We start from the raw sequence: 15,290 nt of genomic DNA, 5'->3' as shown, positions 1-15,290 counted from the left end.
ATAAGAAGAGAGGAATCTTAGATTTCTCTCTTTTCTTGACAAACAGAATTTGCTTCATTACAATTAGAGCAAAAATAAAGGAAGTGACACTTTGAGTAAGCTTGGAACAGGACAAATGAGACTTGACAATTATCGAAAGGTAATTGAAGTGATTCAACAAGATAATATTGTGGATAAAAAACAGGTTGCTGAAAAAACCAATTTGACTGTTGCCACTGTCGGGACTATTTTGAATGTCTTTCGTGAAAAAGAAATTATCAAAGAAAAAAGTAAACGGCTTAATCAAAAAGGACGTCCAACAGTTCAATACCAACTAAATCCAGATTTTTTTCATTACCTGAATTTAATTTTTTATAAAAAAGAATCCGAAAATTTTCTCGCTATTGAAGTTCACAATGCAAAATCAGACTGTTTGTTCCAAGATGAACAAAAAATGACTGAGTTAGATGAATCAACACTTAAAACGAAACTGCTACCTATTTTGAAGGATGATCCAGACATTCAACTGATTGTTGTTGGTTTACCAGCTCTCATCTCTGAAGATAGCGTTATCGAATCTGATATTAGTGCTTTTAAAGGGAAATCTATTAAGACATGGTTTGAAGCCTTATTTAATCTTCCGATTATTGTCAAAAATGATATGAATTTATGTGCACTTGGTTATTACGAACAGCTTGATTCAAAAGAAGATATTTCCTATATGTGGTTACCAGAACATGATGGTCCGGGTTGTGGTACAGTGATCAACGGCAAATTATTAGAAGGTCGTAATCAAATTGCAGGAGAAGTTATTTACCTACCCTTTTTTAACTTCTTAAAAAGTCAAAATGTTACCTATACTGAAGATATTATTGCTAAAACCATTGTCAGCTTGTCAGCTTTAATGAATCCAAGCCAAGTTGTTTTAGTGAGTCAGCAATTACATCAAAAGGATCTGATTAAGATAAAATCAATTTGTCATCAGTATTTACCAGCAAACTTTATGCCTCAACTGTTTTTAAAAAAAGAATATCTAAATGATTATTTTAAAGGCATGGCTGTTACAGCAACTCATTTTTATTGGATGCAGTTTGCCTTTTAAAAGAGTAATAGTTAATAACTATTACTCTTTTTGTTGACTTAAAAATTGAGAAAGTTTAGAATTTATTTATTAAATGACTTTTAATAAATAAATTTGAGGTATTGCTATGTTTCAGTTTTTATTACTCATTATCTATTTAGCTTTTATCAGTTTGGGTTTGCCAGATGGTTTGCTTGGTTCTGCTTGGCCTGCTATAAGAGGTGACTTAAATCTTCCAATTTCTTATATGGGGATTATCACAATAATTATCTCAGTTGGAACAATTATTTCAAGCTTACAAAGTGATAGACTGAATAAAACTTTTGGAACAGGTAAAGTGACAGCATACAGTGTAGCACTCACAGCTTTTGCCTTATTTGGTTTTGCTATCAGCCATCATTTTGTCTTGTTATGTCTTTTTGCCATACCTTATGGATTAGGAGCTGGTAGTGTTGATGCAGCATTAAACAATTATGTCGCTCTTCATTATTCTAGTAAACATATGAGTTGGTTGCATTGCATGTGGGGTATTGGTGCATCTGCAGGACCATATGTCATGAGTTTTGCTTTAGGATTCACAAATAAATGGCAAATTGGCTATCTTTTGGTTGGATTGATTCAACTCGTGTTGACCATTTTACTGTTTTCCACTCTTTCACAATGGCATAATGATCAACATGAAGAGACAGATACTCAAAACTCACAGTCACTGTTATTAAAATCAGTCCTATCTATTAATGGTGCTAAAGAAATAATGATTTGTTTCTTTTGTTACTGTGCCTTAGAATCAACAACAGGTTTCTGGGTGAGTAGTTACCTTGTTAGTCAGCATGGCTTAAATATTACAAAAGCGGCAGGTCTAGCCAGTTTATTTTATCTAGGAATTACAATTGGCAGAGCTATCAATGGTTTTTTAGCCATGACTTTTAATGATTCACAATTAATTAGACTGGGTCAAATTTTAATATTTATTGGCATTCTCGGACTTTTCATACCAATAGATTTCACATCACTTGTTAGTGTTTCCATAATATTGATTGGTTTAGGCTGTGCTCCCATCTATCCTTGTATTATACATTCAACGCCTGATCATTTTGGAAAAGATAAATCTCAAGCAATTATTGGGGTTCAAATGGCAAGTGCTTATCTGGGAACAACATTGATGCCTCCATTGTTTGGGATTCTTGGGAAGGCTATTTCATTAAGTATTTTTCCATATTATTTAGGATTTATTCTTATTCTAATGATTGTTATGCATGAAAAGGTGATTAAAATACATGTTAAAAAGAACTAGTCATAGTTCTTTTTGTATCCTAAAGAGATTTTTTGGTAAAATATGACTATGAACGAACTGATAAAACATAAGTTAGAGCTACTTCCAGATAGTCCTGGTTGTTATCTTCATAAAGATAAAAACGGCAAGATTATCTATGTTGGAAAAGCCAAAAATTTAAAGAATAGGGTAAGAAGTTATTTTAGAGGAAGCCATGATACCAAAACAGAATTATTAGTATCAGAAATCGAAGATTTTGAATTCATTGTGACAAGTTCTAATACAGAAGCACTGTTATTAGAAATTAACCTGATTCAAAAAAATATGCCTAAGTATAATATTAGGCTAAAAGATGATAAGTCTTACCCCTTTATCAAAATCACAACGAAAGAACATTATCCAAGACTTTTTATCACTAGACAAATCAAAAAAGATGGCAACATGTATTTTGGACCTTATCCAGATGTTTATGCTGCCAATGATATTAAAAAACTACTAGACCGTATCTTTCCATTTAAAAAGTGTACAAATCCTGCAAATAAAGTGTGTTTCTATTATCATTTAGGACAATGTAAAGCACACACTATTTGTCATGTGGATCATGATTATTTTGTCAATATGGCTCAAGATGTTAAACATTTTTTAAATGGGCATGATAATCATATTATCAATGAATTAAAAGAAAAAATGTATAAAGCTTCTGAAGAAATGGCCTTTGAGCGCGCTTCTGAATACAGAGACTTATTAGAAGCCATCTCAACTTTAAGAACCAAACAACGAGTGATGAGTCAAGATATGAGTGACCGTGATATCTTCGGTTATGCAGTTGATAAGGGTTGGATGTGTGTTCAAGTCTTTTTTGTCAGACAAGGTAAGCTGATTCAAAGAGATGTCAATTTATTTCCATATTATAATGAAGCAGAAGAAGACTTTCTAACTTACGTTGGACAGTTTTATCAAGATCCAAAGCATTTTATTCCAAAAGAAATATTTATTCCAAGTGATATTGATGCATCCTTAATGAGTGCACTTGTTAGCAGTAAAATTGTAAAACCACAGAGAGGGGAAAAGAAACAATTGGTTGCGCTGGCTACTAAAAATGCTAGAGTTAGTTTGCAACAAAAATTTGATCTCCTTGAAAAAGATATAGCCAAAACAGAAGGTGCCATTGATCAGCTTGGGCAATTCCTAGACATTGAAAAACCGGTTAGAATTGAAGCTTTCGATAACTCCAATATACAAGGGACAAGTCCAGTCGCTGCTATGGTAGTCTTTGAAAATGGGAAACCCAATAAAAAAGAATATCGCAAATATAAAATAAAAACAGTTATCGGACCAGATGATTATGCTAGTATGCGAGAAGTCCTTCATCGGAGGTATAGCAGAGTCATCAATGACCAATTGACACCGCCTGATTTAATTATCATTGATGGTGGACTTGGTCAAGTTAATATTGCAAAAGATGTTATCCATAAACAATTAGGCTTGTCCATTCCTATTGCCGGGCTTCAAAAGAATGACAAACACCAAACTCATGAGTTATTATTTGGAGACCCATTAGAAGTTGTCGAATTAGCTAGAAATTCACAAGCATTCTTTTTGCTTCATCGTATTCAAGATGAGGTCCATCGCTTTGCCATTACCTTTCATAGACAAGTAAGAAGTAAAAATTCATTTAGTTCAAAATTGGATGGTATTGATGGTTTAGGACCAAAACGCAAGCAAGCCTTAATGCGACATTACAAATCGATACCTGCCATTCAAGCTGCAAGTATTGAAGATATTAAAGCTTTAGGTATTCCAGAAAAAGTAGGTCAAAAGGTTCTTACGGTATTAAATCATAAAACAACTGAAATAAAGGAGTAAATTAATGTCTTTCTTGATACTTATCTTGTATCTTATCTTCCAAATCATTAACTGTTTTGGTATGTTACTTATTTTTGCAGGTCCAAGTATTGACAATGTTTGGTGGTTAGTATTAATCGTACCGCAATATTGGATAGTCAGACAGCTTGCTCTTGAGTTATGTCGGTTACTTGGTTATCATGCTTTGCCTAGAATGGGATCATTTGGCGGTGGTGGAAAAGTCATCATGTTTCCTCTTTTTACTAAAATAACTCCAGAATACAAGAAATTATATAAAAGTCGTAGTATTCTTTTTCAGTTTCTTTATTATCTTATGATGATTTGTTACTGGATGATTATATTTGCCAGATGATTATATTTGCCATGGGAATAATGGTTTATAGTCACTTTTTACCTTTGTTTAATGGTCATAGTATGATACTAAAAGTTATTCTATTTCTCATTTTGGTTTTTATAGCTTTTTCAATATCATCTTATCTAACAAAAGCATTTGAAAAATGGTTTAATCTTGAGAAAATAGCTGAAGAAGCAGAAAGACCTATTTTTCGTATTCATTCAAATTAGAAGGTTAGTGCAGTTAACATTGTCTCAAAATTAAAATATCTTAAAGGTCTAGGCTAATAACTTATTTGTTTTATGGTAAAATAGAGAAGTAAATAAAATTTAGTAAGGAAGTTTTATATGAAATTTCTAGAGTTAAATAAAAAAAGACATGCTGTTAAAGACTTTAATGACAAAGAAGTTGATATCAAAGATATTAGAACAGCAATTGAAATTGCAACTTTGGCTCCAAGTGCCAATAACATCCAACCTTGGAAATTTGTGATTGTTAAAGATAAGAAAGAAGCACTTTCTGAAGGCTTACCAGCTTCAAACAAGTTGCAACTTGAAAAAGCACAGTATGTCATTGCTCTTTTTTCAGATACAGATCTCAGTCAAAGATCTCGAAAAATTGCAAGAATTGGTAGTAAGTCTTTACCAGATGATTTGATTGGCTACTATATGGAGACACTACCTCCACGTTTTGCTGCCTTTGATCAGCAAACAAAAGGAGAGTATTTGGCACTTAATTCTGGTATTGTAGCTATGAATTTGGTTCTAGCTTTGACTGATCAAAAGATAAGTTCCAATATTATTTTAAGCTTTGATAAGTCAAAACCAAACAGTGTTTTAGCTATTGATGAGCGTTTTCGTCCAGAACTCTTGATAACAGTTGGTTACTCTGATGATATACCAGAACCAAGTTATCGATTACCTGTTGATGATATTATTGAATTGAGATAAAAAGGAGAAAAAAATGACAATTGATTTTAAAGCAGAAGTAGCCAAAAGACAAGATGATTTACTTGAAGATTTAAAAAGTATTTTACGTATTAATTCTGAAAGAGATGCTTCAAAAGCAGATAAAGAACATCCTTTTGGACCTGGTCCAGTGAAAGCATTAGAACATTTCCTAGAGATGGCAAAAAGAGATGGCTATCAAACACGAAATATTGAAAATTATGCTGGTGATTTTGAATTTGGTCAAGGTGATGAAGTTCTAGGTATTTTTGGGCATTTAGATGTTGTTCCTGCAGGAAGTGGTTGGGATACAGATCCTTACGAACCCGTAATCAAAGATAATAAAATTTATGCTCGAGGTTCATCTGATGATAAAGGACCAACTTTAGCCTGCTACTATGCTTTGAAAATCATCAAAGAATTAGAATTGCCTGTCTCTAAAAAAGTAAGATTCATTGTTGGAACAGATGAAGAATCTGGATGGGGTGATATGGACTATTATTTTGCACATAATGGTCTAAAAGATCCAGATTTTGGTTTCTCACCAGATGCAGAATTTCCAATTATTAATGGTGAAAAAGGTAATATTACAGAGTACTTACACTTTGAAGGTAAAAATGAAGGTCAATATACATTAGTATCATTTAAAGGTGGTCTTCGTGAAAATATGGTTCCAGAATCTGCAACAGCAGTAATTAAGGCTCAGATTGAATTAAAAGAGTTACAAGAAGCACTAACAGATTTTTGTAATCAAAACCATTTGACTAGTGAAGTCAATTTTGAAAATGATCAATTTACCATTACAATCAATGGGAAATCAGCACATGGTTCAACACCAGAAGAAGGTATCAATGGTGCCACTTTCTTAGCTAAGTTCTTAAGTCAATTTGCTTTTAGTGGACCAGCAAAACAATATCTTAACACTGCTGGAAATCTTATTCATGAAGACTTTGCTGGTAAAAACTTAGGTGTCGCTTATGAAGATGCGAAAATGGGTGCATTAAGCATGAATGCTGGGGTATTCCAATTTGACAAAGAGTCTAATGATAATACCATTGCATTGAATTTCAGATATCCTCAAGGTACAGATGCAGATACAATTAAATCAGGTTTGGAAAAGATTAATGGATTAACAAAAGTAACCCTTTCTCAACATGAACACACACCGCATTATGTGCCTATGGAAGATGAACTGGTTAAAACATTACTGTCTGTTTATGAAAAACAAACTGGTTTAGAAGGCCACGAACAAATCATTGGTGGTGGCACATTTGGTCGACTATTAAAACGTGGAGTTGCTTTTGGAGCGATGTTCCCAGGAGATGAGAACACAATGCATCAAGCCAATGAATACATGCCACTTGATAATATCTTCCGTTCAGCAGCTATTTATGCAGAAGCTATTTATGAACTAATCAAATAATAAAAAAACCTTGATAATTTCAAGGTTTTTTATTTTCCAAGACAAAATTGACTAAAGAGTTTGGTGATTAATTCATCAGGTGCAGCATCTCCAGTAATTTCTCCTAAAATTTCCCAAGTTCTCGTTAAATCAACCTGAAGGAGATCGACTGGCATTCCCATCGCTAAGCCTTCATTAACAGCTGAAAGACTATCAAGTGCTTGCTCAATGAGAGAAATATGTCTTGCATTTGAAAGATAAGTAGCATCTTTTTCGATCATTTCTGCATTATCAAAGAAAAGTTGGTTAATGTTCTCTTCTATCAGATTAATGTTTTCATTTTTTAATACTGATATTGGAATAAGATCATCTGGTAATAATTCTTTTTCAATAACTTGTGGAAGATCTGTTTTATTCAAAAGGATAATGCGATTACTGTCTTTACTTAGTTCTAGTAATTCTTTATCTTGTTTTGTCAATTTTTCAGAAGCGTTTAAAACTAATAATACAAGATCTGCATCCATGAGTGCTTTTTTAGAGCGTTCGACACCAATTTTTTCAACAAGGTCATCTGTATCACGAATACCAGCAGTATCAACTAATTTTAGTGGGACTCCCTTGATATTGACATATTCTTCTATGACATCGCGTGTCGTTCCTTCGATGTCAGTGACGATAGCTTTATCCTCTCTTAAAAGATTATTTAAGAGGCTGGATTTACCGACATTAGGTCGTCCAATAATAGCAGTCGAGAGTCCTTCTCGTAATATTTTTCCTCTTTTAGCTGTTTTTAAAAGATTTTCAAGTAGATTTTGAAATTCTAGTGTCTTTTCTTTTAGAAGTTGAGTTGTCATTTCTTCGACATCATCATATTCAGGATAATCAATATTGACTTCAACTTGAGCTAAAGTATTAAGAATCTCTTGTCTAGTGTCATTTATAAGTTGATATAGTGACCCATCCAATTGCTTAACAGCGACATTCATGGCTTTATCAGTTTTTGCTCTAATAATATCCATGATAGCTTCAGCTTGTGTTAAGTCAACGCGGCCATTTAAAAAAGCTCTTTTAGTAAATTCACCAGGCTCAGCCATCCGAGCACCATTTTTGATCAATAATTGAAGGATTTCGTTGGTAACAGCAATTCCACCATGTGTGTTTATTTCAATAACATCTTCTCTTGTAAAGGTTTTGGGAGCCAACATGACAGTAACCATTACTTCATCTAAAATTTCGTTCGTTTTTGGATCAATAACATGTCCATAATTAATAGTATGTGAATCAACTGTTTTTAAATTTTTGCCTTTAAAGACACGTTGTGCAATGTCTAAGGCATTTGTTCCTGAGAGACGAACAATACCAATAGCCCCTTCGCCAAGAGGTGTGGAAATGGCTGTAATCGTGTCAAATTCTTTTGTAATATTCATAATTCCTATTTTAAGATAAGGCGTCTAATATTGCAAGATTTTATCATTATAGGAATCCTTAATTAATCTTGGAAAAACAGGCTACTAGCATTAACAAGTGGGCGCTTTCATGTTATAATTAATTGTTGTCACTTATCATAAAGAAGGAAGGAGAGTCATGGAAGAACTAAAAAAAATTGCTGGTGTTAAAGCTGCGCAATTTGTAAAAAACGGTATGACCATTGGTCTTGGTACTGGTTCAACGGCCTACTATTTTGTTGAGGAAATAGGTCGTCGTGTTAATGAAGAAGGACTAGAAGTTGTGGGGGTAACCACTTCTAGTCGTACAACTAGACAAGCAAAAAGTCTAGGAATTCCTTTGAAATCCGTAGATGATATTGATAGTATAGATGTCACAGTTGATGGCGCAGATGAAGTTGATAAAGCATTCAATGGTATTAAAGGTGGTGGCGGAGCCCTTTTAATGGAAAAAATTGTGGCTACACCAACTAAAGAATATATTTGGGTAGTTGATGAGTCTAAAATGGTTGAGCATTTAGGAGCATTTAAATTACCTGTTGAAGTGGTTCAATATGGAGCAAAACGTCTTTATCGACAATTTGAAAAAGCTGGTTATAAGCCTCAATTTAGAGAACAAGATGATAAGCGTTTTATCACTGACATGGATAATTATATTATTGACTTAGATCTTGGAAAGATTGAAGATCCTATCGCTTTTGCAAATGAACTTGATCATACAGTTGGTGTTGTTGAACATGGACTTTTCAATCAAATGGTAAATAAAGTCATTGTCGCTGGAAAAGATGGTGTCAATGTCTTGGAAGCAAAATAATCACATTCAGGTTTTGGGAGCAAACCGTAACCTCCCTAGAAAGTAGAACACATGTCAAAATTTGATCGTATTCACCTAGTCGTCCTAGACTCAGTTGGTATTGGAGCCGCTCCAGATGCCAATAACTTTGTTAATGCTGGAGTACCAGATGGAGCATCAGATACATTAGGTCATATTTCAAAAACAGTTGGTTTAGATGTGCCAAACATGGCAAAAATTGGTCTTGGTAATATTCCTCGTCCCCAAGCCATTAAAACAGTTCCAACTGAAGAAAATCCAAGTGGTTATGCAACAAAATTACAGGAAGTTTCTCTTGGTAAAGATACTATGACTGGCCATTGGGAAATCATGGGATTGAATATTACAGAACCATTTGATACCTTTTGGAATGGCTTTCCTGAAGAAATAATTACGAAAATAGAAGACTTTTCAGGTCGTAAAGTCATTCGTGAAGCTAACAAACCTTATTCAGGAACTGCTGTTATTGAAGACTTTGGACCAAGACAAATGGAAACAGGAGAATTAATTATCTATACTTCTGCGGATCCTGTTCTTCAAATTGCTGCTCATGAAGATATCATCCCACTTGATGAACTCTACAAAATTTGTGAATATGCACGTTCCATTACTTTAAAGCGACCTGCACTACTTGGTCGAATTATTGCTCGCCCATATGTTGGTCAACCTGGAAACTTTACACGTACTGCTAATAGACGTGATTTAGCAGTATCTCCTTTTGAACCAACAGTTCTAAATAAATTAGATGAAGCAGGCATTGATACGTATTCAGTTGGTAAAATTAGTGATATTTTCAATACATCTGGAATTAACCATGATATGGGTCACAACAAATCAAACAGTCATGGCATTGACACCTTGATCAAAACAATTGCTTTACCAGAATTTGAAAAAGGATTCTCATTTACAAATCTAGTTGACTTTGATGCATTATATGGTCACCGTCGTGATGCACATGGATACCGTGATTGTTTGCATGAATTTGATGGTCGCCTACCTGAAATTGTTGATGGTATGCGTGAAAATGATCTTCTTTTAATAACAGCTGACCATGGAAATGATCCAACCTATGCTGGAACAGACCATACCCGTGAATACATTCCATTATTAGCTTACAGTCCATCATTTAAGGGAAATGGGCTTTTACCTGTTGGTCATTTTGCAGACATTTCGGCAACTATTGCTGAAAACTTTGGTGTTGACAAAGCCATGATTGGTGAAAGTTTCCTTGATAAACTTATTTAAATGAAAAAGGTATGAAAATGACATTACTTGAAAAAATTAAAGAAACACAACTCTTTCTGCAATCAAAAGGAATCACATCACCAGAATTCGGTTTGATTTTAGGTTCAGGATTGGGTGAATTGGCAGAAGAAATTGAAAATCCAATTGTCGTTGATTATGCGGAAATCCCAAATTGGGGAAAATCAACAGTAATGGGTCATGCAGGAAAACTTATATATGGTCAGTTATCAGGACGAAGTGTATTAGCTTTACAAGGAAGATTTCATTTTTATGAAGGTAATCCAATGGAAGTTGTTACCTTTCCAGTTCGTGTTATGAAATCTTTAGGTTGTCACAGTTTAATGGTTACAAATGCGGCAGGAGGAATTGGTTTTGGACCTGGAACATTGATGTTGATTAATGATCATATCAATATGACAGGCACTAATCCTCTAATTGGTGACAATTTGTATGATTTTGGACCAAGGTTTCCCGATATGTCAAATGCTTATAACGAAGACTATCGTAAGACTGCCCATTCAGTAGCAGACAATTTGTCTATTTCTTTAAAAGACGGTGTTTATTTGGGTTGTTCTGGGCCAACTTATGAAACACCTGCAGAAATTAGAGCGTTTAAAACTCTTGGTGCTGATGCTGTTGGCATGTCTACAGTTCCAGAAGTTATCGTCGCTGTTCATTCCGGTTTAAAGGTACTAGGGATATCTGCAATAACAAATCATGCAGCTGGTTTCCAATCTGAGCTAAACCATGCTGAAGTAGTAGCTGTCACAGAACAAATTAAAGAAGATTTTAAAGGCTTGGTTAAGGCTATTTTGGCAGAGCTTTAAAACAGATTTATACAAATACTAAAATTATGAAAGGAAAAGCCTATCCGAATTGACTTCAAGATAATTGAGTTAATATAAAAAGGGCTTGGTAACTTATTTATGTCAATACATATTTCTGCAAAACCAGGAGAAATTGCAGATAAAATTCTACTTCCAGGAGATCCACTCCGTGCCAAATTTATTGCTGAAAATTTCTTAGAAGATGCTGTTTGTTTTAATGAAGTTCGTAATATGTTTGGTTATACTGGAACTTATAAAGGACACCGCGTGTCTGTCATGGGGACTGGTATGGGGATGCCTTCTATCTCTATCTATGCTCACGAATTAATTGTTGATTATGGTGTTAAAAAATTAATACGTGTTGGAACCGCAGGAACAATGGATCCAGATGTTCATGTCCGTGAATTGGTTTTAGCACAGGCTGCTGCAACAAATTCTAATATTATTCGAAATGATTTTCCTGAATTTGATTTTCCACAAATTGCAGACTTCAAAATGCTAGATAAAGCTTATCACATTGCCAAAGAATTAGGCATGACTACACATGTGGGAAATGTTCTATCTTCTGATGTCTTTTATTCTAATATGCCAGAGCGAAATATGGCTTTAGGAAAATTAGGTGTTAAAGCAGTAGAGATGGAAGCTGCAGCACTTTATTATTTAGCAGCTCAACATCATGTACAAGCACTAGGAATTATGACCATTTCTGATAGCTTGGTAAATCCTGATGAAAATACAACTGCTGAAGAACGTCAAACAACTTTCACAGATATGATGAAAGTTGGTCTTGAAACATTAATTGCTGACTGATTATATGGAAAAACAGACTTTGATTGATGAGATTGATATTCTATTGGATGTTTATGCTTATCATATTATCCATAAACTCATAAGTTCTTCAACAACTTTTTCTCAAGATGTTTTATACCTTGTTGAGATGTTAAAAGAAAGACGTGAATTGAATGTTACTTTCTTATCAGAACATAAAGAAGATAATAAACGTCTTGAAGAAAAGTATGATTTTGATTTATGTGTTAATCAAACATTAGAAGAAGAACAAATTGCTAATTATATTATGGATTTAGAGGCAAAAATAAGAACAGGTCAAACGATTGATTTTGTACGGTCGGTTTCTCCAATCTTATACCGTCTTTTTATGCGTTTAGCCAAGACCCAGATACCTAATCTGAATTATTTTATAGAAGATAATAAGAATGATCAGTATGATACTTGGCTTTTTCATAAGATGAAAGATAACCAAAATCGTATTTTTCAACATTTCTTATCTGAAAAAAGAGATAGAAATGTTACGACAAGTAGTCTATTAGATTTAATTGAAGGTTTAGAGTTTTCAAAGGAAATCATGGATTTGGTTAAAGACTTAAGAGGATTTGAAAAATCAGTTCGAAATCCACTTGCCCATTTAATCAAGCCGTTTGATGAAGAAGAACTTTATCGTACAACGCATTTTTCATCTCAACTCTTTCTAGAAAAAATCATTAAACTTGCTCTTTATACTGGTGTTCGTTATCAAAGTCAACCATTTTATTTTGATGAAGTTAATGAAATCCTCAAAAAGGAATTAAAAAAAGACTAGTCTGATAGATCAGACTAGTCTTTTAAAATTTTACTTCTTCTAGTAAATAATCAATAAAAGTTTCTCCCATTTTGGAAAGATTAGCTTTTTCATGTTTTAAGTAAACAATTTCAATTTCATCTTCGACATCTAGCGGGACAGAAACAATATGATCTCCATTTAAATTGCTATTTAAAACACCAGTTGCTACTGTATAACCATTTAAGCCAATCATTAAGTTAAAAAGTGTCGCACGGTCACTAACAACAATTGATTTGGAATGAGGCATTTGTGACATTAATTCTTCTGAGAAATAGAAAGAGTTATGGATTCCTTGATCATAACTTAAATAAGGAAAATCTTCTAAATCATCCATCGAAATCAAGTCTTTTTTTGCTAGAGGGTTATCTTTACTAACGAAGATATGAGGGTGTGTCTTAAATAAGACTTTATAATTAAGATGACTATCATCTAAAAGCTTAGTTAGGACATCTCGATTATAATGGTTTAAAAACAAAACACCAATTTCTGAACGAAAATTTTTAACGTCATCTATAATTTCCCATGTTCTCGTTTCTCTTAAGAATAACTCGTATTGTGTCATATCAGTGTTTTTTAAGAGTGACACAAAAGCATTCACAACGAAAGCATAGTGTTGGGATGAAACACTAAAAAGTTCTCTATTAGAATTATTATTTTTATAACGATCTTCTAGAAGTGTTGTTTGCTCGATAACTTGTCGAGCATAAGATAAAAATTCGACACCATCTTTTGTTAACGTTATTCCCTTAGGATTACGAATAAAAATTGAAATCCCCATTTCGTTTTCAAGGTCTCTAACAGCATTTGATAAGCTAGGTTGAGTGATATAAAGTTGTTTGGCAGCTTCATTCATGCTACCAGTTTCGACAATTTTGATGATATATTGTAATTGTTGGATTCTCATAATTCCATTGTATCACATTCACTTATTAAAAGTGTAATAAATTTCTGACAATTGAAAAAATAATGGAATTTTTATTAGATTTGACTATTCCTTTCATTGCATTATTATCTAAAATACGTTACAATTTTCAATAAGAAGTTCTCAAAATGAAGGCGGAACATTCTTGTTTAGTATTTAAATACTAATCTATTTTGAAAGGTGATTATGGTCAAAACGCTCTGGCAACACAAATTTTTTATTTTATTTTTTAGCTTATTAGTAACTCTTGTTGGGACAGTGACCATTTATTCGATTTGGAATGAACCAGATTATCAGTCACAAAGCCAGTTACATATAGAAAGTCAGACTGTTAATTTAACTCAAATTGACTATAAAAAAGTATTTTCAACTTCAGATTTTTACCATAGACTCATCATTGAAAATAATTTAAAACAAAGCGAGCAATCCTTAAGAGAAACTATAACGATTTCAGAGCTTAATTCAAATGATAATTTAACGATTACAACGCAGACTTCTCAAGCAAATCACTCTAGTCAATTGGCAAATCAAGTTGCTAAAGAAGCTCAGAAGAAGCTGAAAACTATGGGAATTTCAGATGTTTCAATTGAAGAAGCAAAGACAGCACAAACCGTACGTTCAAAATTAGTTAATTATGCTTTGATAGTATGTTTTTGTGTTGGTTTTGTAACAGCCTGTTTATTAACTTTGCTGACGAGAAATATTAAAAAATCAGCTCTTCAACCTGAAATGATTGAAAAAAAGACTGGTTTGCCAATTTTAGGCGTTTTGCCACCTCAAGAACAGGAGTATTAAGTGATCGATTTTCGTTTAGCACAGAATCAACGATTATTATCAAAAAGTCAAGAACATTATTATCAAACTATTAGGCAAAATATTGATGAAAAATCAAAAAAATCCAAAACAATTGGTGTTTCATCTTTTAATATCAATAATGATAAAACAACATGTGCATTTCAATTAGCGCTTTCTTATGCTAAATCTGGTCAGTTAACTTTATTTATTGATACTGATGAATATTCAGACATGTCTTCCAAATTGCTTGATTCTGAAGTTAAAGATTACATTGGTTTTTCAGATTTCTTATTTGACCATAGAGATGGTTCTTATTTAATAAAAAGTACAGAAATATCACTTTTGAAATATATCCCTGTGGGAAATATAAAGGGAAACGGATTGAACCATAAAACCATTAGTAGATTTAAGCATTTGATACATGAAATTGAGCCAAAATTTGATAATATTATTATCAATATTCCTAACTTTTCACATAAAGAGTTAAGTTATGATTACTGTCAATTAATCGATAGGACTCTAGTTATAGTTGATTCTGATCAATGTGATATAAAAGAAATTAATAAATTAAAAGAAGAGCTTGGGCAAAAGCTTTTGGGAATAGTGATGATAAATGTAGACAACGCTACTGAAAGTAAATATGCTCATCCTCAATTAAGGGGTTCATTATCACGTTCAGCACGTTATTAATAGAGCTTTTGCAATGATGAAAGAATAGAAAAGA

The 15,290-nt window shown here is 33.2% G+C and carries 16 protein-coding genes; 14 read left to right on the top strand and 2 right to left on the bottom strand.

Annotated features, from left to right (window positions below; translation table 11 throughout):
* The first annotated feature begins 91 nt into the window (after positions 1-91).
* The 7 genes from STRUR_RS06435 to pepV all read left to right on the top strand — a co-directional run bounded on the left by STRUR_RS06435 (position 92) and on the right by pepV (position 6,903).
* Complete coding sequence (locus STRUR_RS06435; protein ID WP_006739621.1) at positions 92-1,081, top strand: ROK family protein; 990 nt, start codon at positions 92-94, stop codon at positions 1,079-1,081.
* A gap of 106 nt (positions 1,082-1,187) precedes the next feature.
* On the top strand, positions 1,188-2,354 hold the full coding sequence (locus STRUR_RS06430) for an MFS transporter (RefSeq protein WP_006739820.1): 1,167 nt from the start codon (positions 1,188-1,190) through the stop codon (positions 2,352-2,354).
* Positions 2,355-2,402: 48 nt separating this feature from the next.
* On the top strand, positions 2,403-4,199 hold the full coding sequence (uvrC, locus tag STRUR_RS06425; protein WP_006739170.1) for an excinuclease ABC subunit UvrC: 1,797 nt from the start codon (positions 2,403-2,405) through the stop codon (positions 4,197-4,199).
* A 4-nt stretch (positions 4,200-4,203) separates the two neighbouring features.
* Positions 4,204-4,551, top strand: coding sequence for a hypothetical protein (locus STRUR_RS06420; RefSeq protein WP_006738836.1), 348 nt, complete (start codon positions 4,204-4,206; stop codon positions 4,549-4,551).
* Positions 4,548-4,763: a hypothetical protein gene (locus STRUR_RS06415; protein ID WP_006740558.1), complete on the top strand. Its 216-nt coding sequence runs from the start codon at positions 4,548-4,550 to the stop codon at positions 4,761-4,763. Before STRUR_RS06420 ends, STRUR_RS06415 begins: the two co-directional genes overlap by 4 nt.
* A gap of 117 nt (positions 4,764-4,880) precedes the next feature.
* Positions 4,881-5,483, top strand: a complete 603-nt coding sequence (locus STRUR_RS06410) for a nitroreductase family protein (RefSeq protein WP_006739226.1) — start codon at positions 4,881-4,883, stop codon at positions 5,481-5,483.
* A 13-nt stretch (positions 5,484-5,496) separates the two neighbouring features.
* The gene (gene pepV / locus STRUR_RS06405) at positions 5,497-6,903 is read left to right on the top strand and encodes a dipeptidase PepV (RefSeq protein WP_006739907.1); all 1,407 of its coding nucleotides are present in this window, start codon (positions 5,497-5,499) and stop codon (positions 6,901-6,903) included.
* 29 nt (positions 6,904-6,932) lie between these two features.
* On the opposite strand, the gene mnmE is transcribed toward pepV, so the two are convergent.
* Positions 6,933-8,309, bottom strand: a complete 1,377-nt coding sequence (mnmE, locus tag STRUR_RS06400) for a tRNA uridine-5-carboxymethylaminomethyl(34) synthesis GTPase MnmE (protein ID WP_006738501.1) — start codon at positions 8,307-8,309, stop codon at positions 6,933-6,935.
* A 157-nt stretch (positions 8,310-8,466) separates the two neighbouring features.
* Between mnmE and rpiA the strand changes: the two genes are divergently transcribed.
* The 5 genes from rpiA (at position 8,467) to STRUR_RS06375 (ending at position 12,828) form a co-directional block, all read left to right on the top strand.
* Positions 8,467-9,141 (top strand): ribose-5-phosphate isomerase RpiA, encoded by a 675-nt coding sequence (rpiA, locus tag STRUR_RS06395; RefSeq protein ID WP_006738961.1) that lies wholly within the window; start codon positions 8,467-8,469, stop codon positions 9,139-9,141.
* A 51-nt stretch (positions 9,142-9,192) separates the two neighbouring features.
* Positions 9,193-10,404, top strand: a complete 1,212-nt coding sequence (locus STRUR_RS06390) for a phosphopentomutase (RefSeq protein ID WP_006739798.1) — start codon at positions 9,193-9,195, stop codon at positions 10,402-10,404.
* Positions 10,405-10,421: 17 nt separating this feature from the next.
* Entirely contained in the window at positions 10,422-11,231 is an 810-nt protein-coding gene (locus STRUR_RS06385) for a purine-nucleoside phosphorylase (protein ID WP_006740556.1), read from the top strand.
* A gap of 99 nt (positions 11,232-11,330) precedes the next feature.
* Positions 11,331-12,041, top strand: coding sequence for a purine-nucleoside phosphorylase (gene deoD / locus STRUR_RS06380; protein WP_006739162.1), 711 nt, complete (start codon positions 11,331-11,333; stop codon positions 12,039-12,041).
* Positions 12,042-12,045: 4 nt separating this feature from the next.
* Positions 12,046-12,828, top strand: a complete 783-nt coding sequence (locus STRUR_RS06375; RefSeq protein WP_006739469.1) for a Gbs1250 family HEPN protein — start codon at positions 12,046-12,048, stop codon at positions 12,826-12,828.
* A 22-nt stretch (positions 12,829-12,850) separates the two neighbouring features.
* On the opposite strand, the gene STRUR_RS06370 is transcribed toward STRUR_RS06375, so the two are convergent.
* Positions 12,851-13,753, bottom strand: a complete 903-nt coding sequence (locus STRUR_RS06370) for a LysR family transcriptional regulator (protein WP_006739711.1) — start codon at positions 13,751-13,753, stop codon at positions 12,851-12,853.
* 204 nt (positions 13,754-13,957) lie between these two features.
* Here STRUR_RS06370 and STRUR_RS06365 point away from each other — a divergent pair, with 204 nt between their 5' ends.
* Together STRUR_RS06365 and STRUR_RS06360 are read left to right on the top strand one after the other, a co-directional pair.
* Entirely contained in the window at positions 13,958-14,566 is a 609-nt protein-coding gene (locus STRUR_RS06365) for a YveK family protein (RefSeq protein ID WP_006740150.1), read from the top strand.
* Positions 14,567-15,256 (top strand): P-loop NTPase family protein, encoded by a 690-nt coding sequence (locus STRUR_RS06360; protein WP_006740040.1) that lies wholly within the window; start codon positions 14,567-14,569, stop codon positions 15,254-15,256. It begins immediately after the preceding gene.
* Positions 15,257-15,290 lie beyond the last annotated feature (34 nt).

The organism is Streptococcus urinalis 2285-97 (assembly GCF_000188055.2).
Lineage (GTDB): Bacteria > Bacillota > Bacilli > Lactobacillales > Streptococcaceae > Streptococcus > Streptococcus urinalis.
The sequence above is the reverse complement of the archived record's forward strand: the minus strand, read 5'-3'. Positions and strand labels throughout refer to the sequence as shown.